The organism is Micromonospora mirobrigensis (assembly GCF_900091555.1).
Classification (GTDB): Bacteria; Actinomycetota; Actinomycetes; order Mycobacteriales; family Micromonosporaceae; genus Micromonospora; species Micromonospora mirobrigensis.
The window spans coordinates 188,753-213,310 of the sequence record NZ_FMCX01000002.1 but is presented as its reverse complement, the minus strand read 5'-3'; the positions used below and the strand labels follow the sequence as shown (position 1 = coordinate 213,310).

The following is a 24,558-nucleotide window of genomic DNA, read 5'->3' as shown; positions in this document are numbered from 1 at the left end:
CCGACGATGGCCGCGATCCCGTTCCGCATCCCCCGTCCCCGCCCTGGCCGGCTGGTGCTCCCGCTGCTCGTGCTGGCGCTGGTCGCGGTCTCGATCGTCCGCTTCGGCGGGTACGCCGCCGCCCGACCGGGTTACGCGGTCCCGCACGACGGGCAGTTGGAGGCCGCCCTGGGCGTCCGCTTCACCCAGGCGGCCGTGGTGGGCGACGGCGGCCTGGTGGAGCTGCGCTACCTGGTGCTGGACACCCAGAAGGCGTCCGCCTTCCAGAACGACACGAAGCATCCGCCCCGGCTGCGCAACGAGCGCTCCGGCAAGCTTGCCTGGCGGGCGGCGCTGATGAAGCAGGGCCACGAGCTGCGCCCCGGCCAGAGCTACTACCTGCTCTACCTGAACAACGGCGGCGCGGTGCGGCGCGGCGACACCATCGAGATCACGTCGGGGCAGCGCCGCCTGGCCCACGTGCCGGTGCGGTGACCGGCGTGCCCCGGATCGGCCGGCTGCTCCTCGCCGTCGGCGTCGCCGCCCTGACGGTGCTGGCCGGGCCCGCGCCGGCGCAGGCCCACGCCTACCTGGCCAGCAGCGCGCCGGCCGACGGCGCGGTCCTGGACCGGGCGCCGGAGACGCTGACCCTGGCCTTCACCGAGCACGTGGAACTCGCGGCCGCCCGGGTCGGCCTGGTCGACGGGGACGGCCGGCACTGGGCGGTGACCGGGCTGGCGCTGCGCGACGCCGACGGCGCGCCCGCCGCCGACGACGCCGACAGCGAGGAACCGGTCACCCTGGTCGCCGGGCTGCCCGCGCTGCCGCCGAACACCTACCACGTCTCCTGGCGGACGCTCTCCTCCGACGACCTGCACACCACCCGGGGCACCCTGGTCTTCGGCGTCGGCCGGCAGGTCACCGCCGTCGGCGTGGCCGGTCCGGTCGGCCCCGGCCCCCGGGAGACCGTCGCCCGCGCCGTCGGCCTGCTCGGCCTGTCGGTGCTGATCGGCGGCGCCGCGCTCGCGCTGCTGCACGCCGCCGGCCGCCGCCGCGCCGACCCGGGGGCCGTCGCGCTGCGCCGCCGGTTGCTCATCGTCGCCGGGTACGCGGGCATCGTCGCCCTGCTCGCCGGGCCCCTGCTGCTGGCCGTCCAGCTGGCCGGGGCGGGCGACCGGTGGCGGCTGCTGGCCGCGCAGCTCACCGGCGGTCGTTGGCTGCTCCGCGAGGCCGGCACGGCCGCGCTGGTCGTGGTGGCGCTGCTCGCCGCCCGCCGACCCGCCGACGGCCCGTCGCCCGTCGTCCTGTCTCCCGACGACCCGGTGGGCTTCCTCCCGCCTTCCACGGTCGACGCTCCGGGAGTCCTCCCGACCGCCGTGGACGACCCGCCGGGCATCCTCCCAGCTGTCGGGCTCGCTCGTGCACCGGGCGCGCCGACGACCGGCGGCCGGATGCCCGCGACCGTGGTCGTCGGCGCGATCGGGGCCGTCGCCGCGGCCAGCGGCACCGCACTGCTCGGTCACCCGATGGGCGGCCCCGGGCGGACCGCCCTGGTCGGCGGGGTGCACGTGCTGGCCGCCGGCGGCTGGGCGGGCAGTGTGCTGGCCGCCGCCCTGGCCCTGCTGCCCCGGCTGCGGCACGCCCCCGACCGTGGCCCGCAGGTACGCGCCCTGCTGCGCGCCTTCGCCACCCTCGCCGTGGCCTGCCTCGCCCTGCTGGTCGTCACCGGCCTGCTGCTCACCGGCCCCCAGGTGGCCTCGGTGGACGCCCTGGTCGGCTCCCCGTACGGGCTGCTGCTCATGGCCAAGGTCGCCGTGGCCGTCGGTGCCGTGCTGCTCGGCGCGCGGACCGCCCGGCGGCTGCGCCGCACCGACCTGCCCCGCCGCGGGCTGCGCGTCGAGGCCGGTCTGCTCGCCGTCGCGCTCGGCCTGGCCGGGGCGCTCGCCGCCGCCGGTCCGGGCCGGGGGCCGGCGTTCCCGCAGACCGCCGTCGCGGGCGCCGAGCCGCAGGTCACCGGCCAGATGTCCGACCTGGTCGACACCGTGGCCCTGCGACCGAACCGGCCGGGACGCAATATCGTCAGCGTCGGCGTCGACGACACCCGCCGCCCGGCCCCCGGCCCGGTGACCGGTGTGTCGCTGCTGCTCACCGGCCCGAACGGGGAACGGGCGGTGCACCCGGTCACCCGCACCGGCGACGGTTGGGTGGTGACCGTGGACGACATCCACAGCCCCGGCCGGTGGCGGGTGGGGGTGACCGTGCTCCGCGACGGCCTGCCCCCGGTCACCGACACCCACCCGTGGACCGTCCCGGCCGGCGCGTCCACCGCCGGGCCGGTACGCGTCTCGGCGGCCCCGCTACGACCGGTGCTGGACCGGGCGGCGCTGCTGCTGGCGGCCGTCGCGACCGGTGTGGTGCTCGGCGCGGGCGGGCGACGGTGGCGTGCCCGGCGTCCCGGCAGCCCGCCTCCGGGTGGGCGGCAGGCTACCCGCTGACCGCAACGGCCGGACGCGAACGGCTGAGCGGGCAACCCGTCCGGGTGGGCGTGGCTAGCCTCGGCGACCATGAGAGGCCTGCTCGCGGCGCTGGCCGCCGCCCTCCTCGCCCCGGCGTCGACCGTGCCGGCGCCCGCCCTGGCCCAGGGCCCGGCGGGCACGCCGACCGCCGGCCTGGCCCAGGCGCGGGCCGGGACGCCGACCAGGGCCGGTCGACCGGCCGCCGGGCCGCCGTGCCCGAACGTCCCCGCCCCGGCCAGCCCGCCGCCGCAGCCGCCTCCCGCGCCCGACCCGGCCGCCCGGGCCGTGGGTGGCGCGGCGCTGGCCACCGCCGGTCTGGTGACGCCCCCGTCGGCGCCCGCGCCACCCCCGGTCACCGCGACCTCGTGGGTGGTCGCCGACCTGGACAGCGGCGCGGTGCTCGGCGGTTGCGGCCCACATGAGTACGCGAGCCCGGCCAGCGTGCAGAAGCTGCTGCTCACCGCCACGATGCTGCCCCGGCTGGACCCGAACCGGGAGGTCACCCTGACCGCCGGGGACCTGGCCATCGAGCCCGGCAGCTCGGCGGTGGGCCTGGCCGAGGGCGGCCGGTACCGGATCGAGACGATCTGGCTGGGGCTGCTGCTGAAGTCCGGCAACGAGGCCGCCAACGCCCTGGCCCGGCTCGGCGGGGGGCCCGACGGGCTGGCCGGCGGGGTGCGGGCGATGAACGAGGAGGCCAGCCGGCTCGGCGCGCTCCAGACCCACGCGGTCACCCCGTCCGGCCTGGACGGCCCGGGCCAGTTCACCAGCGCGTACGACCTGGCGTTGATCGCCCGGGCCTGCTTCGCCGATCCGGCGTTCCGCCGGTACACCGCGACCCGGGTGGCGGAGATCCCCGGCCAGCCGGCCCTGCACGAGAAGCCGTTCCAGATTCAGAACGACAACCAGCTGCTCGACCACTACCCGGGGGCGCTGGGCGGCAAGACCGGCTTCACCGACGTCGCCCGGCACACCTACGTCGGGGCGGCCGAGCGGGGCGGCCGGCGGTTGGTGGTGACCCTGCTCGGCGCGGAGATCCCCACCCAGCGTGGCTGGCAGCAGGGCGCGTCCCTGCTCGACTGGGGGTTCGCGCTGCCCCGCGACGCGGCGGTCGGCCGGCTGGTACGCCCCGGCGAGGCGACCTCGCCGAGCCCGTCGGTCACGGTGGCGGCGTCGGCGCTCGCCGGGGCCGCGGGGCTGAACGGGACGGCCGCCGGCGGTGGCGGCGGGTGGCCCGGCAGCACACCGGCCGCCGCGGTGGGCGCCCTGGTGGTCGCCGGGGGAGCGGTCCTGCTGGCCCGCCGCCGCCGACAGGCCACCCGGCTCGCCGCCTCGTCGACCGCCCTGCCGGCGCCGGAACTTCCGGAACCCGACTGAAAGGGGGCGGTCCCCTCAGCGCCGCCCCGGCCGGCGCGGGACCGCCGAGCTGTCCCGGACCACCAGTTCGGTGGCCAGCTCCACCCGGGGTGACTCGATCTGCTCGCCCCGGGCGAGCCGCAGCACGGTGCGGGCGGCGAGCCGACCCATCTCGACAAGCGGCTGCCGGACGGTGGTCAGCGGGGGCGAGGCCCAGCGGGCCTCCGGCAGGTCGTCGAAGCCGACCACGCTGACGTCGTCGGCCACCCGCGACCCGTGCCGGCGGATCGCCTCGTACACCCCGAAGGCCATCTGGTCGCTGGCGGCGAAGATCGCGGTCGGCGGGTCGGCCAGCTCCAGCAGCGCGGCGCCCGCGGCGAAGCCGGAGGCGTGGTAGAAGTCGCCCGGCTGGACCAGCCGGTCGTCCAGCGGCACGCCGGCCCCCTCCAGCGCCGCCCGGTAGCCGTCCAGCCGGGCCCGGCTGCACAGCAGGTGGGTGGGGCCGGCGACGAAGCCGATCCGGCGGTGCCCGAGCTCGAGCAGGTGCTGGGTGGCGGCGATCCCGCCGGCCCAGTTGGTCGCGCCGACGGTCGGCACGTCCGTGGCCGGGGCTCCTGCCGGGTCGACCACCACCACCGGCACGTTGAGCCGGCGCAGTTGGGTGTGCAGCGGCTGGGTGACGTCCGAGGTCACCAGGATGACCCCGTCGCTGGCCCGGGCCCGCAGGTTCTGCAACCACTGCCGGGTCGAGGTGGACCGGCTGTGGATGGCCGAGACCACGGTGCCGACGCCGGCGTTGTGCCCGACGTCCTCCACCCCACGGATGATCTCCACCGCCCACGGGCTGTCCAGGTCGTTGAAGACCAGGTCGACCAGCTCGGCGCGGGTCACCGTACGGGCGGAGCGGCGTCGGTAGCCGTGGTGGCGCAGCAGCTCCTCCACCCGTTCCCGGGTGCCGGGGGCCACGTCGGAGCGGCCGTTGAGCACCCGCGACACCGTCGGCACGGAAACGCCGGCCTCCCGCGCGATCGCGGTGATGGTCACCCTGCGTTCGTCGTCCGCGCCCACCGCGTCTCCTTCACCCCACCGTGCCGCCCCGGCCGCCCACCCGGTCATCTTGCCGTACCCGTGGCGGTCGTCGACAGCGTGGAAGGGCCGCGGAGGTTCCGGAGACGTTCCGGGAACCGGCCGGCGGGACGGGCCCGGTCCGCCGGTCGTCCCCGCGGGGACGACCGGCGAACCCGGCTCAACCGATCGTGGTGGTCGTCCACCGCGGGGAGTCGTTGGTGACCGGCACGGTCCGGCCGACCAGGACGGTCGACGCCTCGGTCTCCCGCCGCGCGCTGGTGCCCACCCAGAGCTCGACGTCGCCGGGCTCCACGACCCGGGTGAGCGTGCGGTCGGAGAACGCCAGCCGGGTGGTGGGCACGGTCAGCGCGACGGTGACCGACCGGCCCGGCTCCAGGTGGACCCGCCGGTAGCCCAGCAGCTGCGCCACCGGCCGGGTCACCGAGGCGACCGGGTCGTGGCCGTAGAGCTGCACCACGTCGTCGCCGGCGACCGGGCCGGTGTTCGTCACGCGCACCGTCACGGACAGCGCCCCGTCGGTCGGCACGGTGGCCGGCACGGTGAGGTCGGCGTACCCGAACGTCGTATAGGACAGGCCGTGGCCGAACTCCGCCACCGGTGTCGCCGGCAGGTTGGTCACCTCGCTGCCCTGGCCGAGCGCCGGGTGCAGGTAGGAGTACGGCTGGGCCCCCGCCGAGCGGGGCAGGCTGACCGGCAGCCGCCCGGACGGGTTCACCCGCCCGGAGAGGACCCGGGCGATCGCCCCGGCGCCCTCCTCGCCGGGGAAGAACGCCTGCACCACCGCCGCGCAACGCGACAGCGCCCAGTCGACCGCGTACGGCCGGCCGGTGAGCAGCACCAGGACCACCGGTGTGCCGGTCGCCAGGACCGCCTCGACCAGCTCGCGCTGGACGCCGGGCAGCTCCAGGTCCTCCCGGTCGCATCCCTCGCCGACGGTGCCCCGCCCGAACAGACCGGCGTGGTCGCCGACGACCAGGACGGCCACCTGGGCGGCGGACGCGGTGGCGACGGCCTCGGCGATCCCGGAGCGGTCGTCGCCGTCCACGTCGCAGCCGCGCGCCCAGGTGACCAGGTCGGCGTCGAACTCGTCGCGGACCGCGTCGAGGACGGTCGGCACGTCGATGCCGGTCGCCACGCCGGGATGCTGGACCAGTACGTGGTTGAGGAACGAGTAGCACCCGAACAGCGCCGCCTGCCGGTCGGCGTTCGGGCCGACGACCGCCAGTCGCCGGCCGGCGGGCAGCGGGAGGACGTCCCGGTTGGCGACCAGCACGACCGACTCCTCCGCGAGCCGGCGGGCGATCGACCGGTGCGCCGGGGAGTCGAGGTCGACCGCCCGCGGTGGCTCGTCGGTGAAGTCGGCGTCGAGCAGCCCCAGGTCCCGCTTCTGGCGCAGGACCCGGAGCACCGCCCGGTCGACGAGCGCCTCGTCGACCCGGCCGGCGCGGACCGCCTCCGGCAGGGTGAGGTAGGCGTCGCCGGTGGGGAGTTCGATGTCGACCCCGGCGGTGAGCGCCTGCCCGGCCGCCTCCGCGTGGTCACCCGCCACGTGGTGCAGCAGGTGCAGGAACGCGACGCCGTAGTAGTCGGCCACCGCGGTGCCGTCGAAGCCCCACCGGTCGCGCAGCACGCCGGTCAGCATGGTCGGGTCGGCGGCGACCGGCACGCCGTCGATCTCGGCGTAGGAGTGCATCACGCTGCGGACGTCGCCGTCGAGGACGGCCATCTCGAACGGGGGGAGCAGCACGTCGGCGAGTTCCCGGGGGCCGGCGTGCACCGGGGCGAAGTTGCGTCCGGCGCGCGAGGCGGAGTAGCCGGCGAAGTGCTTCACGGTCGCGTGCACCCCCTGCGACTGGAGGCCCCGCACGTACGACGTGCCGATCGTGCCGACCAGGTACGGGTCCTCGGCGACGCACTCGTCGACCCGGCCCCAACGCGGGTCCCTGATCACGTCGAGCACCGGGGCCAGACCCTGGTGGACGCCGAGCGCCCGCATCGAGGCCCCGATCGCGGCGGCCATCTCGCCGACGAGTTCGGGGTGCCACGCGGCGCCCCAGGCCAGCGGGGTGGGGAAGGTGGCGGCCCGCCAGGCCGAGAGCCCGGTGAGGCACTCCTCGTGGACGATGGCGGGTATGCCGAGCCGGGTGCCGGTGACCAGGTTCCGCTGGAACCGCCACAGCTCCTCGGCGCGGGCGACCGGGTCGACCGGGCGGGTGCCGTACGCCCGGGTGACGTGGCCGAGTCCGTGCCGGGCGAAGTCCTCGAGCCGCAGGGCGTCGCCGAACTCGCCCTGCAGGGGCGCGACCGCCTCACCGTCCTCCTTCTCCCAGAAGCCGACGAGCTGGGCGACCTTCTCCTCGAGCGTCATCCGGCCGAGCAGTTCGCGTACGCGTGCCTCGCCGGCCGGCCGGTCGTGGTCGCCGGGCGCCCGGGCCGGGGCCGGCCCGTCCACCACCGCGTGGACCTCTGTCATGGTGTGCCTTTCTGGTTGTGCTCGTACCGCCGCCGCTCAGCCCTTGACCGCGCCCTGGAGGCCGCCGACGATGTGCCTCTCGGCGAGGGTGAAGAAGAGCAGTGCGGGCAGCATCGCCAGGCTGGTGAAGGCGAGGACGCCCGCGGTGTCGGTGGAGAACTGGCTGGAGAAGTTCTGCACGCCGAGCGGCAGGGTGTGCAGGTTGACGTCGCCGAGGACCAGCAGCGGCAGCAGGAACGCGTTCCAGCTGGCCACGAAGGCGAGGACCCCGACGGTGACGAGCGCGGGCCGGGACAGCGGCAGCGCGATCCGCCAGAGGAAGCCGATCCGGCCGGCGCCGTCGATCGCGGCCGCGTCCTCCAGCTCGCGGGGGATGGCGGCGAGGAAGGGGCGCAGGATGACGATCGTCAGCGGCAGCTGGAAGGCGACCTGCGGGAGGATCACCGCGTAGTAGGAGTTGACCAGGCCCAGGTCGCGCAGCATGAGGTAGAGCGGCAGGATCGCCGCCCCGGCCGGGAAGAGCAGGCCGAGGGTGAAGAAGGTGTAGAGCGCCTCCCGCCCGCGGAAGACGTACCGGGCGAGCACGAAGGCGGCGGACAACCCGAGCACCACGACACCGAGCGTGGTGCCGAGGGCGACCACCGCGCTGTTGAACGCCTGCCGCCAGAAGTTGCTCTGGGTCAGCACCCGGGCGTAGTTGTCGAAGACCCACGGGTCGGGCAGGCCGGCCGGGTCGGCCACGATCTGCGGCGTGGTGCGGAAACCACCGACGACCACGTAGAGGATCGGGGTGATCGACACGGCGGCGACCGCGAGCGCCAGGGCGTAGGTCAGCGGTGTGCCCCAGGACAGCGGGCGGCGCCCGGCGGACGGGGAGTGGACGGGGTGCGTGGTCACGGTCGGTTCGCCCTTCCGGTGATGGCGCCCTCGATGTCCCGGCGCAGGATGAAGCGCTGGAACAGCAGCGCCGCGACGAAGGAGATGACGAAGAGGATGACGGCGACCGCGTTGCCGTAGCCCCAGAGCCGGGCGAAGAACCCGTTGTCCACCATGTACGTCGCCATGGTTCCCGACGCCCCGAGCGAGCGCACCGCGGGCACCGAGGTCACCCAGACCACGTCGAAGACCTGGAGCGCGCCGATCATCGACAGGAACATCCAGATCCGGATCGTCGGGCCGAGCAGCGGGAGCGTGACGTGCCGCTGGGTCTGCCACCAGCCCGCCCCGTCGATCGCCGCGGCCTCGGTCAGCTCCTGCGGCACGTTCGACAGCCCGGCGAGCAGCAGGATGATGGCGAAGCCGACGTACTTCCAGGTGAGGACGAACAGCAGCGTCCAGATGACGACGTCGAGGTCGGCGAGCCACGCCCGCACCAGGCCGCCCAGGCCGACCGACCGCAGCAGCGCGTCGACCGTGCCGCCGTCGGTGAGGAGCAGCTTCCACATGATGCCGACGGTGACCTCGGCCAGCACGTACGGCACGAACGCCAGCAGCCGGAACAGCGCCCGCCCCCGGAAGTGGCGGTTGAGCAGCAGGGCGATGCCCAGGGCGAGGGGTCCCTGGATCAGCAGCGACCCGGCGACGATGATCGCGTTGTTGCGCAGCGCGTCGAGGAAGATCGGGTCGCCGAAGGCGAGGACGTAGTTCCGCAGGCCCACGTACTCGGTCGGTGGTCCGACCCCACGCCACCGGAACAGGCTGTAGTAGACCGCGAAGCCCATCGGGACCAGCACGAACATCACGTAGACGGCGAGCGCCGGGGTGGTGAGCCCGATGATCTCGTACCACTTGCGGCGGGTCTCGGCCCGGCGGGAGGACGCGGGTGCGGCGGGCCGGCGGGCCGCCGGCGGCGTGGCGACGCCGCCGGCGGGGTTCCGGGTCTGGTTTGCCGACGTCACTTGCTCGCGGCTGCCTTCATGGCCGAGACGACCTTCTCAGGCGTCCCGCTCCCCGAGAAGATGGCGACGATCCCGTCGTTCATCGCGGTGCCGACGGTGCTGCCGTAGGCGGTGTCCAGCCACAGCTGCACGTAGCTCGCCTCGGAGGTGGCCTGGAGGATGGACTTCAGCGCCGGGTCCTTGATGCCGGCCTCCGCGCCCTTGACCACGGGCAGGCCGGTGCCGGTCTCGGCGTAGCCCTTCTGCACCTCGGGGCTCGCGATGTACTTCAGGAACTCGACGCACTCGGCGGGGGCGTCCTTGGCGCAGGCGAAGCCGTCGCCGCCGCCGAGGGCCGCCTTCGGGTCACCGGCGGAACCGGAGATCGCCGGTACGGGGAACCAGCCGATGAACTGCGCGAGCTTGGCCTTGTCGGTGGCGACGTTGTCCAGCGTGCCGCGGTTCCAGTCGCCCATCAGCTCCATCGCGGCCCGGCCGTTGGCGAGCAGACCGTTCGCGCTGGTCGGGTCGTTCTGCCCCGGGGTGGCGATGAAGTTGTTCTGGAACGGCCTGGTGTCGATGAAGGCCTTCAGGTCCTGGCCGGCCTTGACGAAGCACGGGTCGTCGAAGACCTTGTCGGTGGAGGCCTTCTTCAGGACGTCCACCGGGCAGTCGCGCAGCGCGAAGTTGTACCACCAGTGCGCGGCGGGCCACTTGTCGCCGGCGCCCACGGCGATCGGGACGACGTTGATCGCCTTGAGCTTGGTGACCGCGGCGTTGAGCTCCTCGAAGGTGGTCGGCGGCGCCGTGATGCCGGCCTTCGCGAAGAGGTCCTTGTTGTACCAGATGCCCTCGATGCCCATCCGGAACGGCAGACCGTACTGCTTGCCGTTCACCTGCCAGATCTCGGCGGCGCTGCCGATGTTGCCGACCTCGGTCCTGACCTGGTCGGTGATGTCCTTGAGGTAGCCGGCCTCCACCTGCTCGCGCAGCTCGCCGCCGCCCCAGGACATGAAGACGTCGGGTGGGTCGTTGCTCAGCAGCGCGGCCGGGATCCGGGTGCGCTGGAGCTGGTTGGTCTCGATCGCCTCGATCTTGATCGTGACGCTCGGGTGCAGGGCGGAGAAGTCCTTGGCGACCTTCGCCCAGTAGGTCTTGCCCGGCCCGTCCTGGGGCGCGTTGTGCCACCAGGTCAGGGTCACCGGGTTCTTGTACAGCTCGCCCGGCGGGGCTGCCTCCTCCTCGCCACCGCCGCCGCAGCCGGCGACGAGGGAAGCGCTGGTCATCAACAGTGCCAGGAGTGCGCCCACACGACGCTTCGTAGTCATCGATGTCTCCTCGACCAGTCAGTCGGGTTGTTGCGGGGGAGTTTTACAGTCACGTAACTCGATGTCAATCGTTATCGATAACGTTTTCTATCCATCGTGACGCGCTCCCCGCGCCGGCTCTACACTCGTCGGCGTGGTGTTCCCGGAACGCGTCAAGATGTCGGACGTGGCACGTACGGCCGGTGTCTCGGTGGCGACCGTATCGAAGGTTGTCAATGGCCGCTACGGCGTGGCGCAGGCGACCGTGGAGCGCGTCGAGCAGGTCATCCGTGACCTCGGCTACGAGGCCAGCCTGGGCGCGCAGAGCCTGCGCAGCCACCGGACGAACGTGCTCGGCATCCTGGTCGCCGAGTTCGAGCCGTTCTCCACCGAGCTGCTCAAGGGGGCGTCCCGGGAGGTCGCCGGCAGCGGCTACCAACTGCTCGCCTACTCCAGCGGCGACGGCGAGGGCGCCGCCGTCGGGTGGGAACGCCGCTCGCTGGCCCGGCTCTCCGGCACCCTGATCGACGGGGCCGTCATCGTCACGCCGACCGTCGTGGAGACCAAGCACGGCTTCCACGTGGTCGCCGTCGACCCGCACACCGGCCCGTCCGGTCTGCCCACCGTGGACTCGGACAACTTCGCCGGCGCCGTCCTGGCGACCAACTACCTGCTCTCCCTCGGTCATCGGCGGATCGGGCACATGAGCGGCCGGCCGGACCTGGAGTCGGCCCGGCTGCGGGAGGCCGGTTTCCGCCGGGCGATGGCCGACGCGGGCGTGCCGGTGGACGAGCGGCTGGTCCGGGTCGGCGGCTACCGGATCGAGAGCGCCGCCGGCACCGCGGCCGAGCTGCTCGGGCTCGCCGACCGGCCGACCGCGATCTTCGCGGGCAACGACCTCTCGGCGATCTCCACCATGGACGTCGCCCGGCGGATGGGCATCGGGGTTCCCGACGACCTGTCGGTGATCGGTTTCGACAACGTCCCGGAGTCGGCGTTGGTCGACCCGCCGCTGACCACGATCAGCCAGCCCCTGCAGAGCATGGGCGCCGAGGCGCTGCGCCTGCTCATCGACCTGATCGCCGGCGTCGAACGCGACAGCCACATCCGGCTCCCGACCGAGTTGGTCGTCCGCTCGTCCTGCCGCCCCTGCCGCTGACCCTGGCGGCGGCCCCCGCCGCGGCTCCGAAAGTTTCGGCGCGGCGCCGGAACTCGCCGGTATCAGGACGGACAGAATAAACCGAGGACAAGGCTCTTTTCTCCATCGACGTGAGCCGCTACGGTGAGCGGGATTCCCGAAACGTCCGCACCGACGTTCCGGAAACCGGCGGCGGAGCCGACTCCCCGGAGTCGATCCGAGAAGGAGTCCCGATGACCCTCAGACGCTGGATCGCCGCGGGAGCGGTCGCCGTCGCGACCGTCGCCGCCCTCAACGTCGCCCCCGCCGCCGCGGGGCGCCCGTACGACCCCACCAGGCAGAGCCTGCGCGACCTGGCCCAGCGGCACGGCCTCCACATCGGCACCGCCGTCGACACGAAGGCGCTGGCCGACCCCGCCGACCCCCGCTACCGCGAACTCGCCGGGTCGGAGTTCTCCACCGTCACCGCCGAGAACGAGATGAAGTGGGAGAGCCTGGAACCCACCCGCGGCAGCTACGACTGGGGACCGGCCGACCAGTTGGTCGCCTTCGCCGCCGCGCACCACCAGCGGGTACGCGGGCACGTGCTGGTCTGGCACAACCAGCTGCCGACCTGGCTGACCGACGGGGTCGTCGACGGCTCGATCGGCACCGCCGAGCTGCGCGCGATCCTGCGCGACCACGTCACCGCCGTGGTGACCCACTTCAGGGGCCGGATCTGGCAGTGGGACGTGGTCAACGAGGCGGTCAGCGACCCCTGGGACACCCCGGCCACCCTGCACTACAAGGGCTTCTGGGCCGAGCACCTCGGTCCGGGCTACATCGCCGACGCGTTCCGCTGGGCCCGCGCTGCCGACCCGAAGGCGCTGCTGTTCTACAACGACTACAACATCGAGGCCTTCGGGTCGGGGGACCCGGCGAACGACAAGACCCAGTTCGTCTACGAGATGGCCCGCGACCTGCGGGCCCGGGGCGTGCCGATCGACGGGATCGGCAGCCAGGGCCACCTGGGCACCCAGTACGTCAACTACGACACCTTCGGTGTCTCCGCCGCGCTGAAGCGGTTCGCGGGGCTGGGGCTGGCCACCGCGTTCACCGAGGTCGACGTGCGCAGCCAGCTCACCGAGGGCGTACGGGCCGGCGACTCCGCCGAGATCAACCCGAGGTTGCAGGCCTCGGCGGCGAACTTCGGAGTGCTGTTGCGGGCCTGCCTGTCCTCCCCGCACTGCCTGTCGTTCACGCTCTGGGGGTTCACCGACCGGCACTCCTGGGTGCCGGGCTGGTTCAGTGACCCGCCGGAGGGGCTGGCCACGGTGTACGACGAGAACTACCGGCCCAAGCTGGCGTACCAGGAGTTGAAGGCCGAGTTGATCTATTCCGGGCCGCCCTTCGTGCTGCCGCGCGTGCCGCAGCGGCCGCACCGGTAGGCGCCGGCGGGCCGACGGTGCACACCGACCTGCCCGAGGAGCAGTTACGCGGCTACCGCAGCGCGCTGCGGGAGCCGGCGGACTTCGACCGGTTCTGGGCCGAGACGCTCGCCGAGGCGCGGGCCTGCGACGACGCCGTGCGGTCGGTCCCGGTCCAGACCGGGCTGGCCGCCGTCGAGGTCCACGACGTGACCCTTCCCGGTTTCGCCGGGCAGCCGGTGCGGGCCTGGCTGCGGGTGCCCGCCGGGTCGCCCGGTCCGCTGCCCACCGTGGTGCAGTACGTCGGCTACGGCGGCGGCCGCGGCCACCCGCTGGAGAACCTGCTGTGGGCGTGCGCCGGCTTCGCCCACCTCCAGATGGACACCCGGGGCCAGGGCTCGGGGTGGAGCCGTGGTGACACCCCCGATCCGGCGGCGGCCGGCCCGGAGGCGCCGGGCGTTGTCACCCGCGGCCTCGACGACCCCCGTCGCTACTACTACCGCCGGTTGATCACCGACGCGGTCCGCGCCGTCGACGCGGCCCGCACGCTGCCCGCCGTCGACCCGCAGCGGGTGGCGGTGCTCGGCCACAGCCAGGGTGGCGGGATCGCCCTGGCGGTGGCCGCCCTGGCGCCGCAGGTCCGGGCGCTGGTGTCGTACGTGCCGTTCCTCTGCGACATCCCCCGGGCGGTGCTGGTCACCGACACCCATCCCTACCGGGAGATCCGCGACTGGCTGGCCGTGCACCGCGACGCGGAGGAGCGGGCGCTGCGCACCCTCGGGTACGTCGACGGGGTGGCCTTCGCCCGCCGGGCCACCGTCCCGGCCCGGTTCTCCGTCGCCCTGATGGACGAGATCGTGCCGCCGTCGACGGTCTACGCGGCGGTGAACGCCTACCGGGGGCCGGCCGAGCTGGCGGTGTGGCGGTACAACGGCCACGAGGCCGGCGGTGTGGACGACGACGCGGCGGCGCTCACCTTCCTGCGCGCGGCCCTCACCCGCTGACCGCGGGGCCGCGCCGGCCCCGGCCATCTCGCGCCCCGGCGGTCGGAAGATCTCCCGCTCCGGCCGTTACCGCTCGGACCGCCCGGCGGTGCGGTAGACAGGGCAGGGTGAGGTCCGGGCCGCCCAGCACCGCCCGGCGGCTGGCGGCCCTGGCGGTCGTGGCCGCCGCGCTGGTCGCCGGCTGCCAGCGGCCCGCGCCGCCACCGCCCACCCTCACCCTGACCCCCACCCCCACCCCCAGCCCCAGCCCCAGCCCCACCGGCCCGCGCGCCCCGGCCGACTTCGTGGTGCTCACCGACATCGACCCGAGCATCCGCGCGGACATCCGCTACGCCGGCCCGCACAACTTCGTCGGCCGGCCGATCGCCGGCTACGCCGAGCCGCTCTGCCTGCTCACCAGGGGAGCCGCCGACGCGCTGCGCCGGGTGCAGGCCGCCGCGCTGGCGCAGGGCCACAGCCTCAAGGTGTACGACTGCTACCGGCCCCGCCGGGCCGTGGACGACTTCGTGGCCTGGGCGAAGCAGCCCGGCGAGCAGCGGATGAAGGCCGAGTTCTATCCGACCGTGGCCAAGTCGCGGCTCTTCGCCGACGGATACGTCGGGGCGCCCACCGCGCACAGCCGCGGCAGCACGCTGGACCTGACCCTGGTCCCGGTGCCGACCCCGGCGCAGCCCGGCTACTCGCCCGGGCAACCGCTGGTGGCCTGCACCGGCCCGGCCGGTCGCCGGTTCGGCGACGACAGCGTCGACATGGGCACCGGGTTCGACTGCTTCGACCCGCTCGCGCACACCGACGACCCCCGGATCAGCGGCACGCCCCGGGCGGAGCGGGACCGGCTGCGGCGGCTGATGACCGCGCAGGGCTTCGAGAACTACCCGCGCGAGTGGTGGCACTACCGGTGGACCGCCGAGCCGTACCCGGACACCTACTTCGACTTCCCGGTGGCCCGCTCGGCGCTGCGGCCCGGCTGACCGCTCGACCGGCGCGGCCCGCTCAGGCGTCCTGTGGGGTCGCGGCGGCCCGGGCCCGGTCGGCGTCGTGGCGGTGACCCGCGTGGCGGGAGCGCAGCAGCTGGATCCCGATCGGCACCACCGAGACCAGCACGATGCCGATCAGGATGAACTCGATGTTGTCCCGGACGAACGGGATCCGCCCCAGATAGAAGCCGAGCACGGTGACGCCGGTGCCCCACAGCGCCCCGCCGATCACGTTGAAGGCGAGGAAGGTGCGGTACGGCATCCGGCTCACCCCGGCGATGATCGGGGTGAAGGTGCGCACCACCGGGATGAACCGGGCCAGCACCACCGAGCGGGCGCCGTGCCGGGCGAAGAACCGGTTGGCCCGCTCCACGTTCTGCTGCTTGAACAGCCGCGAGTTGGGCCGACGGAACAGCGCCGGGCCGACCCGCTTGCCGAACAGGTAACCGACCTGGTCACCGGCGATCGCGGCGACCGCCACCAGCAGGCAGACCAGCCAGAGCGGCTGGCTCAGGTAGCGGCCACCGGCCACCAGCAGGCCGGCGGTGAACAGCAGCGAGTCACCGGGCAGGAAGAAACCGATCAGCAGGCCGGACTCGGCGAAGACCACGGCGAGGATGCCGATCAGCCCGAACGTCGAGATCAGCGACTCGGGGGCGAGGAGGCCCGGGCCCGCGGCGGGCGACGCGAGGATCGAGGACATCGGTGGCCTCCAGGGGTACGCAGGTGGCGGCGCGCGGACGCGGCCGGGTGCACCGCCACCGCTACCCTCGCCGCCACCCCGCAAACCCTGGGAGCAGGCAGGCCGACGGTCAGAGGATGCCGCGGGCGGCGAACGCCGAGCGGGTCGCCGTGGCGGCGGAGGCGCCGTAGAGGCGCTCGGCGGCTGCCACGGTGGCCAGCGCGGCGTCCCGGAACGAGGTGTCCGGCGCGAAGTCGAACTGGGCCTCGACGATCAGGGTGCTGGCCCGGCGGTCGCCGAGGGCGGTGCGGATGTCCCACAGGGCCCGGGACCAGATCTCCCCGTCGGCGTGCACCTCGCCGCGTACGTCCGCGGGGTAGACCTTGGTGCCGTCGAGCCGGCGCAGGCAGTGCGGGGCCTTGCTGGTGTACGACACCGAGTCCCAGTCGGCGACGCACGCCTGCGGGGTCCTCGTGGGCACGCCGGTGGCCCAGCTGCTCACCGCGACGGCCAGGTAGTCGCCGAACGCCTCACCGATCGCGCCGGACTCCAGGTTGGTGCCGAAGCCGGGGACCTGCCCGTCCTGCACCGAGTGGCCGTACTCGTGCACGATCACCTCGGCGTCCTCGGCGTCGTCCACGCCACCCTTGCCGAGGGTGATGTTGGCCTTGTCGTCGCGGAAGAACGAGTTGTCCCCGCCGTACTGGTTGACCCGCAGTTCGATCTGCCGCTGGTTGACCGGGCGCAGCGTGCTGCCGAAGCCCAGCGACTGGAGGTACGCCTGGGCCGTGTTGACCCAGTGATACCCCATGACCTGCTCGAACTGGTCGGCGTCGCGGTGCCAGGCGGGGAAGGAGCCGCCCACGGCCCGGGCGGGCGTGCCGGTGTCGCTCCTGACCCGGACGTAGCGGCCGGTGAGGGTGCCGGAGCCGTCCAGGTTTGTCAGCGACACCGACCGGTACGCGCCGGCCAGCGCCGGGTAGTCGGCGTCCTTGGCGTCGGTCAGCGTCTGGTCGCCGAGCTGCTGCACCGGGTTCGGCGCGAAGACCGTGGCGCCGGCGGTGCCGGAGTAGGGGTCGCCGGCCGCCTGCACGGTGGTGCCGCCGGCGACCAGCGCCGCGGCGACCGCCGAGGCGAGCAGCGCGGAACGTCGGATCTGGGGGTTCATGATCGTCCCTTCGAGGGTGGATCGATCCGCCGACACTAGGCTCCCGGTCGGACGCTGCCAATACCTTCGACGACCAGCGGGGGGCGTCCGCACGGGAGGGGAACCACATGGAGATCGACCGGATCGGGCCGCCGCTGCGGGCGGGGGAGCGCGAGACCCTGCGCGCCTTCCTGGACTTCCACCGCGCCACCCTGGCCATGAAGTGCGCCGGGCTCGGCGACGAGGAGCTGCGCCGCCGCTCCTCGCCGCCGTCCACGCTCAGCCTGCTCGGCCTGCTGCGGCACCTGGCCGAGGTGGAGCGGACCTGGTTCCGGCGGGTGATCGCCGGTGAGGAGATCGGGCTGATCTGGTCTGCCACCGGCGACTTCCAGGCCGCGTACGACCCGGACGGGTCGACCGGCCCGGAGGCGTTCGCGGTGTGGCAGGCCGAGGTCGAGCACTCCCGCCGGATCGAGCGGGAGGCCGAGTCGCTCGACGTCACCGGTCACCAGGCGCGCTGGGGCGAGGACGTGTCGTTGCGGCTGGTGATGCTGCACATGATGCACGAGTACGCCCGGCACAACGGCCACGCCGACCTGCTGCGGGAGGCGATCGACGGCAGCGTCGGCGCCTGACACCGGCCCGAGTTCCACGAGCTGCCCGGGTGGCCGGTGTCCGAAGGGCGACCCGGGCGGCCGGAGGCTTGACCCGCCGGACCGGTCCGCCGATCCTCGACCCATGGCGTCTCCCAGCGTCGACCTGGCCGGGCTGCCGGCCCTCGCGGAGCGTCGCCGCGCCCCGCTCACCGAGCTGTACCGGCGGCTGCACCGCCACCCCGAGCTGGGGTTGCGGCTGCCGCTTACCCAGGCCGCGGTGCTCGACGCCCTGCGTCCGCTGTCTCTGGAGGTGCGCACCGGCACGACCTCCTCGGCGGTGGTGGCCCGGCTTGCGGGCCGCGGGGACGGGCCGCCGGTGCTGTTGCGTGCCGACATGGACGCGCTGCCGCTGGCCGAGCGCACCGGCCTGCCGTACGCCTCCGAGGTGGCCGGCGCCATGCACGCCTGCGGCCACGACGCGCACACCGCCATGCTGGTGGAGGCCGCCCACCTGATCGCCGCCGCCCGGCCGGGACCGCCCGGCGACGTGATCCTCATGTTCCAGCCCGGCGAGGAGGGGCACGACGGCGCCCGGACGGTGCTCGCCGACGGTCTGCTCGACGGTGACTTCGCGCCGGCCCGGGCGTACGCCCTGCACCAGGTGCCGGGGCTGCCGTCCGGGAGCGTCACCACCCGGCCCGGCCCGCTGCTGGCCGGCGCGGACGGGCTCACCGTCACGGTACGCGGCGTCGGCGGGCACGTGGCCCTTCCCCACCTGGGCGCCGACCCGGTGCCGGTGCTCTGCGCCATCGTCCTGGCCGTGCAGCAGATGGTCACCCGCCGGTTCAACGTCTTCGACCCGGTGGTCGTCACCGTCAACCGGCTCGACGCCGGCACCCCCGGCGCCGGAATCATCCCGGACACGGCCACCGCCCAGGGCACCGTCCGCACCTTCAGCGACGCGGCCCGGGCCCTGGTGACCGAGGCCCTCACCACCGTGGCCACCGGGGTCGCCGCCGCCCACGGCTGCACCGCCGAGGTCCGGATCGACCCGGGCTACCCGCCGACGGTCAACGACGCGGCGGAGGCCCGCTGGGCGCTCGACGCGGTCGCCGGCGTCCTCGGCCACGACCGGGTCAGCGAACTGCCGACACCGATCCCGGCCAGCGAGGACTTCGCCTACCTGCTGCAACGTACGCCCGGCGCGATGCTGATCCTGGGCACCCGACCGGCGGACGGTCCGGTGGCGCCGGTGCACTCCGCCGAGATGCGCCTCGACGAGGCCGCGCTGACCGCCGGGGTGGCCGCCCTCGCCGCGCTGGCGCTCACGCCCCGGCACTGAGCGGGTCCCAGGTCCCCGCCGAAGGGTCCTCCGACCCTGCCCGCCGCCGTTCCCGCGGAGAAACGTGGGAGGCGACAACGGCGTGAGGAGGAACCATGAAGGCACTGGTGTACGGCGGGCCGGGCGAGAAGTCCTGGACCGAGGTGCCCGATCCGACCGTCGCCGACCCCCGGGACGCGGTCATCCGGGTCGACGCGGTCACCATCTGCGGCACCGACCTGCACATCCTCGGTGGCGACGTGCCCGAGACGCGGCCCGGCCGGGTGCTCGGCCGGCGTGCACGGCAGGCCGGCCACGCTGCACCTGGAACAGCTCTGGATCCGCAACGTCACCATCACCACCGGGCTGGTCGACACGCACTCCACCCCGAAGCTGCTGGACATGCTGGTCGCCGGCCAGCTGGACACCGGCCACCTGGTGACCCACCGGTTCGGTCTGGACCAGATCGTCGAGGCGTACGACGTCTTCGCCCGGCCGGCGGAGACCGGGGCCCTCAAGGTCGTGCTGACCCGCGGCTGACCCCCGCCCGCACGGGAAGGAACGAGACGATGAGCGCACGAGCGCTGCGTACCGCCGGTGGGTTGGCGGTGATGGCGGCCGCCGCGGTGGTCGCGTACCCGATGCCGGTGCCCCGCTGGCTGCGGGCCTGGCCGGCGGCGACCGGCCGGGCCCGCGCTCAGCGCAGCGGCAACCAGGCCAGCACGTCGCGGATGGCGGCGTCCCAGTAGTCCCAGTCGTGGGCGCCGGGGGACCAGCGCGCCTCCACCGGTACGCCCCGGCGCCGCGCGACGGCGAGGAAGCGTTCGTTGTCCTCGCGCAGGTGGTCCTCGGTGCCGCAGCCGAGGTAGAGGGCCGGCAGGTCGGCGCCGGCGGCCTCCAGCAGGGCGATGGTGTCGTCCTCCGGCGGCACCGGCCGGTCACCGAAGACGGTGTGCCAGACCGCCGGGTTCAGCGGGTTGGTCGGGTGGTCACGCCGGTTGGCGACGTCCAGGGCGCCGGAGAGGCTGGCGGCGGCGGCGAACCGTTCGGGGTGGCGCAGCGCCCACTTCAGCGCGCCGTAGCCGCCCATCGACAGGCCGGCGACGAAGGTGTCCTCCCGGCGGTCCGACAGCCGGAAGAACGACCGGCAGACCCGCGGCAGCTCCTCGCTGAGGAACTCCCAGTACCGGTTGCCGTGCGCCTCGTCGGTGTAGAAGCTGCGCCCGGCGTTCGGCATCACCACGGCCAGCCCCAGCGGGGCGACGTACCGCTCGATCGAGGTGCGCCGGGTCCAGGCGGTGTCGTCGTCGGTCAGGCCGTGCAGCAGGTACAGCACGGGCGGGTCGCCGGCCGGCGCGCCACCGGCCATGCCGATCCCGGCGCCGGCCGGGTCGGGCAGGAGCACCGTCATGGACGTGCCCATGCCGAGGGCCTCGGAGAAGAAGTCACAACGGATCCGCGCCATGGGCGTGGATCGTACGCGGGGTCGACCGGCCCGGGTCGTTCGTCCTCCGCACGGAGGAAATCGACGGTTCCTATTGCCCAGGGGCGCACGGGAGGGACAGGATGGCCAGGCGCGCCGGAAACATCCCCGTAACCTGCGCGCTGCTGGTCTCTGTCACGAGGAAGTGGGAGTCAGTCATGAGCGACGCGTCCACCGCGCTGGGTGTCCGCCTCTACCCGGACCTGGCCGAGCACGACGGGCTCGCCGCCGCGCTCACCGAGTGTGCCGACCGGCACGGCATCTCGATCGGCCGGGTCACCGGCCCCGAGACCGGCCCCGGGCGGTACGCCCACGCCGAGATCGCCTGCGAACGTGGCGTGATCCGGATCCGGGTCGCCCGGGAGGCCCGCTACTTCATGGTGGACATCTCCGAGGGCGGCCGGGCCCGCGCCTACGGCGACGCCTGCGACCTGCTGCCGATCGCCGAGCTGGCGCAGGCCTGGTGCGGCGGGACCGAGCTGCCCGAGCTGGCCGGGCGCTTCTCCTTCCTGAAGTGCAAGAAGGACTGAGCGGCGCGAACGAGACGTCCGACCGGGCCCCGGCGTCGTGCGGGACCGGTGCGGGTGCCGGTGGGGGTCAGTGACCGGTGCCCGGCGGAGTGCGGCCGGGGCCGCCGGCGGTGAGCTGTGCGGGCACCGCCCGGGAGCCGGCGGTGACGAGGGGGCGCAGCGGTGTGTGGCCGGCGGCCGTCACCAGCCGGGTGGCCAGTGGCCGGGTGAGCGGCACGACGACGACCGCCACCACTGCCCCCAGGGCCAGGCCGGCCAGCACGTCGTGCGGGTAGTGCGCGGCGATGTAGATCCGGGAGAACCCCATCAGCGCCGCGGCCACCGCGGTGACCAGCCCCAGACGCCAGGAGACGAACCACAGGGCGGCCGCCGCGGCGCCGGCCATCACCGAGTGGTCGGAGGGGAACGAGAAGTCCGTGCTGCGGGTGGCCAGCACCAGGATCCCGGGGTGGTCGGTGTAGGGGCGGGGCTCGTGGAACAGGGCCACCAGTGGCTGGTTGACCGCGATCGCCACCCCGGTGGCCACCGGAGCCAGCAGCGCGACCGCCACCCGTTCCGGGCTGCCGCCCGCGCGGGCGTCCCACCACCCGACCAGCATGAGGAACCCGAAGAGCGCCACGCCGTAGGCGGCGTATCCGGTCACCGCCGCGTGCAGCCAGGGGGTTGCCTCGGCGAACCGGTTGACCTCGTCGAACACTCCGACGTCCATCACACTCCCTGGGTCGCACCTACAATGTTTGTAGTTCGCAGCTTACTCCTACAAGATTCGTAGTTTCGGGGGATGGGTGAAGAGCAGACGCCGCGGGCACGGCGACCTCGAACATGAGATCCTCGCGGTGCTCGCCGCCGCCGAGGCCCCACTGGCGCCGGCCGCCGTCCGGGAGCGCCTCGATCCCGCTCTCGCCTACAACACCGTCACCACCGTGCTGGGACGGCTGCACGACAAGGGGCGGGTCACCCGGCTGCCCGCCGGCCGCGGCTACACCTACCAGGCGGTACGCGACCGGGCCCAGGTGGTCGCCCACCAGATGCGGCGGCTGCTGGACGACGACGCCGACCGCTCCGCCGTGCTGACCCGCTTCGTCGGCGCGCTCACCCCGGAGGACGAGGCGCTCCTGGTCACCCTCCTCCAGCGCGCTGAACCGGACCACTCGTGATCATCGCCCTGCTGGTGGTGCTGGCCTCCGCCGCGGCATACGCCTGCTGCGGGCCGTGGCTCAGCCGTACCCTCCGACCGGCCCTCGCGGTGCGCCTGCTCGCACCCGCCGGGCTGCTGGTCACCGCGGCGCTCTGGTTCGCCGCCGCCGTCACCGCCGCCACCTGGGTCGGGCAGGACGCCGAGGTGGCCGCCGCCGGCGCCTGGTCCGCCCAGGCGCTGCGCTCGCAGGCGCCGCTGCCCTGGCCCGTCGCCGCCGTGACCCTCACGGTGCTCGCCGTCGCCGTCGCCCGCGCCGGCGTCTTCCTGGTTCGGCGGGGCGCCGCCATGCGGGCCGCCCACCGCGAGTGCGGGCGCCTCGGTGAACCGGGCGCGCTGGTGGTGCTCGACACCGACCGGCCCGACGCCTTCACCACCCCCGAGGCCACCGGCCGCATCGTGGTCACCCGGGGCATGCTGCGTGCCCTGCCGGCCGATGAGCGCCGCGCGCTTCTGGCCCACGAGGGTTCCCACCTGGCCCACCGGCACGCCTGGTGGGTCACCGTGATCGACCTGGTCGCCGCTACCAACCCCACCCTCGGCACCACCGCCCGGTCGCTGCGCAACGCCGTCGAGCGGTGGGCCGACGAGGACGCCGCTGCCCGGTTGGGGGACCGTCGGGTGGTCGCCCGTGCCCTGGCCCGCGCCGCCCTGGCCCGCCACCGGCACGACGCCGGCCCGCTCCCCGCCGCCACCGGCGGGGACGTCCCCGACCGGGTACGCGCCCTGCTCGACCCGCCCGCCACCCGGCGCGGCCCGGCGCTCGCCGTGCTCGCCGTCGTGCTCACCCTGGTCACGTTGGGCTCGGCGACCGTCCAGCACCAGGGCGAGCGTCTGTTCGAAAGGGCCGGAACCGCCGCGTCGCCCCGCAGCTGACGCCGGTCCGATATCGATTGCGGTGGTCCCGCCGCGGGCCTACCGTCAATGCCGCAAGGTCATCCGAGACCCACCCCGAGGGAGTACGCCGTGTCGCAGCGCGCCCGCACCGAGACCCCGCGGTCCATGCCGCGCGGCGGTGTCCGGCTGCCGGCCGGCGAACGAAACCCGTACCCCTGCTCGTGGCAGCGGTACCGACCCGGGTGGCGGCGCTCCTAGCGCCCGCGCGACACGCGCAGCCGCCCACCCGCACGACGGGTCCGGGCGGCTTTTTCGTCACCCGGCTCCCGCCCGGCCACCACCGGCCGCACCCCACCCCCGCACGAGGAGACGATCATGGGTTTCACCCCGCTGCCCGGCACCCGCGCCCCGGTACGGGTCTGGACCGACCCGTACGCCATCGAGCCGCAGGCGGCGAAGCAGCTGCGCAACATCGGCGCCCTGCCCTGGGTGCAGGGCGTCGCCGTCATGCCGGACGTGCACTTCGGCAAGGGCGCGACGGTCGGCTCGGTGATCGCGATGCGGCAGGCGGTCTCGCCGGCCGCGGTCGGCGTCGACATCGGCTGCGGCATGTCCGCGGTGCGGACCTCGCTGACCGCGGCCGACCTGCCCGACGACCTGTCGGCGCTGCGGTCGGCGATCGAGGCGGCCATCCCGGTCGGCTTCGCCAAGCGCGACGACCCGGTCGACCCGCGGCGGGTCCGCGGCCTGGAGCAGGGCGGCTGGGACGCCTTCTGGACCGGCTTCGGTGACCTGGACCGTCGGGTCCGGCAGCTGGAGAGCCGGGCCCGGCACCAGCTGGGCACCCTCGGGGGCGGCAACCACTTCATCGAGGTGTGCCTGGAGCAGGACGGCCCGGACGCCGGCCGGGTGTGGCTGATGCTGCACTCCGGCTCCCGCAACATCGGCAAGGAACTGGCCGAGCGGCACATCCGGGTGGCGCAGGCGCTGCCGCACAACACCGACCTGCCCGACCGGGACCTGGCGGTCTTCCTCACCGGCACCCCGGAGATGGACGCCTACCGGCGTGACCTGTGGTGGGCGCAGGAGTACGCGCGGCGCAACCGGGCGGTCATGCTCGCGGTGCTCTGCGAGGTGGTCCGCGAGCAGCTGCCGCAGGTGAGCTACGACGCGCCGATCTCCTGCCACCACAACTACGTGGCCGAGGAGACCTACGACGGGGTGGAGGTGCTGGTCACCCGGAAGGGGGCGATCCGGGCCGGCGCGGGGGACCTGGGCATCATCCCCGGCTCGATGGGCACCGGCTCGTACATCGTGCGGGGCAGGGGCAACCCGGCGGCGTACTGCTCGGCCTCGCACGGCGCGGGCCGGCGGATGTCGCGGGCGCAGGCGAAGCGCACGTACAGCACCGAGGACCTGGAGCGGCAGACCGCCGGGGTGGAGTGCCGCAAGGACGCCGGGGTGGTCGACGAGATCCCCGGCGCGTACAAGGACATCACCGAGGTGATGGCGCAGCAGGAGGACCTGGTCGAGGTGGTGGCGCACCTCAAGCAGGTGGTCTGCGTCAAGGGGTGACACCGGTCGGCGCCCGTCGGGGGGCGGGCGCCGACCGCGCCGCGGTCAGCGGGGCGGGCGCAGTCTCGTC

24 protein-coding genes are annotated in these 24,558 nt (G+C 74.3%); 15 read left to right on the top strand and 9 right to left on the bottom strand.

The features are described from left to right. The first annotated feature begins 6 nt into the window (after positions 1–6). The 3 genes from GA0070564_RS29240 to GA0070564_RS08365 all read left to right on the top strand — a co-directional run bounded on the left by GA0070564_RS29240 (position 7) and on the right by GA0070564_RS08365 (position 3,872). The gene (locus tag GA0070564_RS29240; protein ID WP_176730604.1) at positions 7–474 is read left to right on the top strand and encodes a hypothetical protein; all 468 of its coding nucleotides are present in this window, start codon (positions 7–9) and stop codon (positions 472–474) included. Then, complete coding sequence (locus GA0070564_RS08370; RefSeq protein ID WP_176730603.1) at positions 471–2,474, top strand: copper resistance CopC family protein; 2,004 nt, start codon at positions 471–473, stop codon at positions 2,472–2,474. The genes GA0070564_RS29240 and GA0070564_RS08370 overlap by 4 nt, the downstream gene beginning before the upstream one ends. A 69-nt stretch (positions 2,475–2,543) precedes the next feature. Further along, positions 2,544–3,872 (top strand): D-alanyl-D-alanine carboxypeptidase family protein, encoded by a 1,329-nt coding sequence (locus GA0070564_RS08365; protein ID WP_091605263.1) that lies wholly within the window; start codon positions 2,544–2,546, stop codon positions 3,870–3,872. A 15-nt stretch (positions 3,873–3,887) separates the two neighbouring features. Here the strand turns inward: GA0070564_RS08365 and GA0070564_RS08360 are convergent, their stop codons facing one another. The 5 genes from GA0070564_RS08360 to GA0070564_RS08340 all read right to left on the bottom strand — a co-directional run bounded on the left by GA0070564_RS08360 (position 3,888) and on the right by GA0070564_RS08340 (position 10,618). Beyond that, positions 3,888–4,919 (bottom strand): LacI family DNA-binding transcriptional regulator, encoded by a 1,032-nt coding sequence (locus tag GA0070564_RS08360; protein WP_091605260.1) that lies wholly within the window; start codon positions 4,917–4,919, stop codon positions 3,888–3,890. Positions 4,920–5,097: 178 nt separating this feature from the next. Beyond that, positions 5,098–7,413 carry a beta-xylosidase/alpha-l-arabinosidase gene (locus tag GA0070564_RS08355; RefSeq protein WP_091605256.1) on the bottom strand — a complete coding sequence of 772 codons (2,316 nt, stop codon included), beginning with the start codon at positions 7,411–7,413 and terminating at the stop codon, positions 5,098–5,100. Between the two features lie 36 nt (positions 7,414–7,449). Next, positions 7,450–8,310 carry a carbohydrate ABC transporter permease gene (locus GA0070564_RS08350; protein WP_091605251.1) on the bottom strand — a complete coding sequence of 287 codons (861 nt, stop codon included), beginning with the start codon at positions 8,308–8,310 and terminating at the stop codon, positions 7,450–7,452. Continuing rightward, complete coding sequence (locus GA0070564_RS08345; protein WP_091605247.1) at positions 8,307–9,311, bottom strand: carbohydrate ABC transporter permease; 1,005 nt, start codon at positions 9,309–9,311, stop codon at positions 8,307–8,309. Before GA0070564_RS08345 ends, GA0070564_RS08350 begins: the two co-directional genes overlap by 4 nt. Beyond that, the gene (locus tag GA0070564_RS08340; RefSeq protein WP_091605243.1) at positions 9,308–10,618 is read right to left on the bottom strand and encodes an extracellular solute-binding protein; all 1,311 of its coding nucleotides are present in this window, start codon (positions 10,616–10,618) and stop codon (positions 9,308–9,310) included. Before GA0070564_RS08340 ends, GA0070564_RS08345 begins: the two co-directional genes overlap by 4 nt. 133 nt (positions 10,619–10,751) lie before the next feature. On the opposite strand from GA0070564_RS08340, the gene GA0070564_RS08335 reads away from it, so the two are divergent. The 4 genes from GA0070564_RS08335 (at position 10,752) to GA0070564_RS08320 (ending at position 15,116) form a co-directional block, all read left to right on the top strand. After that, positions 10,752–11,756: a LacI family DNA-binding transcriptional regulator gene (locus tag GA0070564_RS08335; protein WP_091605239.1), complete on the top strand. Its 1,005-nt coding sequence runs from the start codon at positions 10,752–10,754 to the stop codon at positions 11,754–11,756. A 212-nt stretch (positions 11,757–11,968) separates the two neighbouring features. Further along, complete coding sequence (locus GA0070564_RS08330) at positions 11,969–13,162, top strand: endo-1,4-beta-xylanase (RefSeq protein ID WP_091605236.1); 1,194 nt, start codon at positions 11,969–11,971, stop codon at positions 13,160–13,162. A gap of 17 nt (positions 13,163–13,179) precedes the next feature. Continuing rightward, positions 13,180–14,145: an acetylxylan esterase gene (locus GA0070564_RS08325; protein WP_091605232.1), complete on the top strand. Its 966-nt coding sequence runs from the start codon at positions 13,180–13,182 to the stop codon at positions 14,143–14,145. 107 nt (positions 14,146–14,252) lie between these two features. Beyond that, entirely contained in the window at positions 14,253–15,116 is an 864-nt protein-coding gene (locus GA0070564_RS08320; RefSeq protein WP_245669867.1) for a M15 family metallopeptidase, read from the top strand. Between the two features lie 22 nt (positions 15,117–15,138). On the opposite strand, the gene GA0070564_RS08315 is transcribed toward GA0070564_RS08320, so the two are convergent. Both GA0070564_RS08315 and GA0070564_RS08310 read right to left on the bottom strand, forming a co-directional pair. Beyond that, positions 15,139–15,825, bottom strand: coding sequence for a DedA family protein (locus GA0070564_RS08315; RefSeq protein WP_091605229.1), 687 nt, complete (start codon positions 15,823–15,825; stop codon positions 15,139–15,141). Positions 15,826–15,934: 109 nt separating this feature from the next. Next, positions 15,935–16,972 carry a M4 family metallopeptidase gene (locus GA0070564_RS08310; RefSeq protein WP_091605227.1) on the bottom strand — a complete coding sequence of 346 codons (1,038 nt, stop codon included), beginning with the start codon at positions 16,970–16,972 and terminating at the stop codon, positions 15,935–15,937. 107 nt (positions 16,973–17,079) lie between these two features. Between GA0070564_RS08310 and GA0070564_RS08305 the strand changes: the two genes are divergently transcribed. The 4 genes from GA0070564_RS08305 (at position 17,080) to GA0070564_RS28810 (ending at position 19,617) form a co-directional block, all read left to right on the top strand. Continuing rightward, positions 17,080–17,586: a DinB family protein gene (locus tag GA0070564_RS08305; RefSeq protein WP_091605224.1), complete on the top strand. Its 507-nt coding sequence runs from the start codon at positions 17,080–17,082 to the stop codon at positions 17,584–17,586. Positions 17,587–17,689: 103 nt separating this feature from the next. Continuing rightward, the gene (locus GA0070564_RS08300) at positions 17,690–18,889 is read left to right on the top strand and encodes a M20 metallopeptidase family protein (RefSeq protein WP_091605221.1); all 1,200 of its coding nucleotides are present in this window, start codon (positions 17,690–17,692) and stop codon (positions 18,887–18,889) included. Positions 18,890–19,165: 276 nt separating this feature from the next. Then, positions 19,166–19,408, top strand: coding sequence for an MDR/zinc-dependent alcohol dehydrogenase-like family protein (locus GA0070564_RS29795; RefSeq protein WP_245669866.1), 243 nt, complete (start codon positions 19,166–19,168; stop codon positions 19,406–19,408). 29 nt (positions 19,409–19,437) lie between these two features. Next, entirely contained in the window at positions 19,438–19,617 is a 180-nt protein-coding gene (locus GA0070564_RS28810) for a hypothetical protein (protein ID WP_141714724.1), read from the top strand. Here GA0070564_RS28810 and GA0070564_RS08290 read toward each other — a convergent pair. Beyond that, positions 19,566–20,333 (bottom strand): alpha/beta hydrolase, encoded by a 768-nt coding sequence (locus tag GA0070564_RS08290; protein WP_091605216.1) that lies wholly within the window; start codon positions 20,331–20,333, stop codon positions 19,566–19,568. The two genes, GA0070564_RS28810 and GA0070564_RS08290, sit on opposite strands and share 52 nt — an antisense overlap. Positions 20,334–20,509: 176 nt before the next feature. Here GA0070564_RS08290 and GA0070564_RS08285 point away from each other — a divergent pair, with 176 nt between their 5' ends. Continuing rightward, a complete protein-coding gene (locus tag GA0070564_RS08285; protein WP_091605212.1) occupies positions 20,510–20,881 on the top strand; it encodes a hypothetical protein in 372 nt (123 codons plus the stop codon). A 67-nt stretch (positions 20,882–20,948) separates the two neighbouring features. Here GA0070564_RS08285 and GA0070564_RS08280 read toward each other — a convergent pair whose 3' ends face one another. Beyond that, positions 20,949–21,590, bottom strand: coding sequence for a phosphatase PAP2 family protein (locus GA0070564_RS08280; RefSeq protein ID WP_091605209.1), 642 nt, complete (start codon positions 21,588–21,590; stop codon positions 20,949–20,951). Positions 21,591–21,666: 76 nt separating this feature from the next. Here GA0070564_RS08280 and GA0070564_RS08275 point away from each other — a divergent pair, with 76 nt between their 5' ends. The 3 genes from GA0070564_RS08275 (at position 21,667) to GA0070564_RS08265 (ending at position 24,488) form a co-directional block, all read left to right on the top strand. Next, positions 21,667–22,038, top strand: a complete 372-nt coding sequence (locus GA0070564_RS08275) for a BlaI/MecI/CopY family transcriptional regulator (RefSeq protein WP_245669865.1) — start codon at positions 21,667–21,669, stop codon at positions 22,036–22,038. Then, positions 22,035–22,952, top strand: coding sequence for a M56 family metallopeptidase (locus tag GA0070564_RS08270; protein ID WP_091605200.1), 918 nt, complete (start codon positions 22,035–22,037; stop codon positions 22,950–22,952). The genes GA0070564_RS08275 and GA0070564_RS08270 overlap by 4 nt, the downstream gene beginning before the upstream one ends. A gap of 336 nt (positions 22,953–23,288) precedes the next feature. Continuing rightward, positions 23,289–24,488 (top strand): RtcB family protein, encoded by a 1,200-nt coding sequence (locus GA0070564_RS08265; protein WP_091605197.1) that lies wholly within the window; start codon positions 23,289–23,291, stop codon positions 24,486–24,488. The last annotated feature ends 70 nt before the right edge of the window (positions 24,489–24,558 follow it).

Excerpts from the sequence above, each read along its gene's own strand:
- GA0070564_RS08265 (WP_091605197.1), top strand. The coding sequence starts at position 23,289 with ATGGGTTTCACCCCGCTGCCCGGCACCCGCGCCCCGGTACGGGTCTGG.
- GA0070564_RS08315 (WP_091605229.1), bottom strand. The coding sequence starts at position 15,825 with ATGTCCTCGATCCTCGCGTCGCCCGCCGCGGGCCCGGGCCTCCTCGCC.
- GA0070564_RS08340 (WP_091605243.1), bottom strand. The coding sequence starts at position 10,618 with ATGACTACGAAGCGTCGTGTGGGCGCACTCCTGGCACTGTTGATGACC.
- GA0070564_RS08365 (WP_091605263.1), top strand. The coding sequence starts at position 2,544 with ATGAGAGGCCTGCTCGCGGCGCTGGCCGCCGCCCTCCTCGCCCCGGCG.
- GA0070564_RS08355 (WP_091605256.1), bottom strand. The coding sequence starts at position 7,413 with ATGACAGAGGTCCACGCGGTGGTGGACGGGCCGGCCCCGGCCCGGGCG.
- GA0070564_RS08305 (WP_091605224.1), top strand. The coding sequence starts at position 17,080 with ATGGAGATCGACCGGATCGGGCCGCCGCTGCGGGCGGGGGAGCGCGAG.
- GA0070564_RS08280 (WP_091605209.1), bottom strand. The coding sequence starts at position 21,590 with ATGGACGTCGGAGTGTTCGACGAGGTCAACCGGTTCGCCGAGGCAACC.
- GA0070564_RS28810 (WP_141714724.1), top strand. The coding sequence starts at position 19,438 with ATGAGCGCACGAGCGCTGCGTACCGCCGGTGGGTTGGCGGTGATGGCG.
- GA0070564_RS29240 (WP_176730604.1), top strand. The coding sequence starts at position 7 with ATGGCCGCGATCCCGTTCCGCATCCCCCGTCCCCGCCCTGGCCGGCTG.
- GA0070564_RS08330 (WP_091605236.1), top strand. The coding sequence starts at position 11,969 with ATGACCCTCAGACGCTGGATCGCCGCGGGAGCGGTCGCCGTCGCGACC.
- GA0070564_RS08310 (WP_091605227.1), bottom strand. The coding sequence starts at position 16,972 with ATGAACCCCCAGATCCGACGTTCCGCGCTGCTCGCCTCGGCGGTCGCC.
- GA0070564_RS08290 (WP_091605216.1), bottom strand. The coding sequence starts at position 20,333 with ATGGCGCGGATCCGTTGTGACTTCTTCTCCGAGGCCCTCGGCATGGGC.
- GA0070564_RS08300 (WP_091605221.1), top strand. The coding sequence starts at position 17,690 with ATGGCGTCTCCCAGCGTCGACCTGGCCGGGCTGCCGGCCCTCGCGGAG.
- GA0070564_RS08285 (WP_091605212.1), top strand. The coding sequence starts at position 20,510 with ATGAGCGACGCGTCCACCGCGCTGGGTGTCCGCCTCTACCCGGACCTG.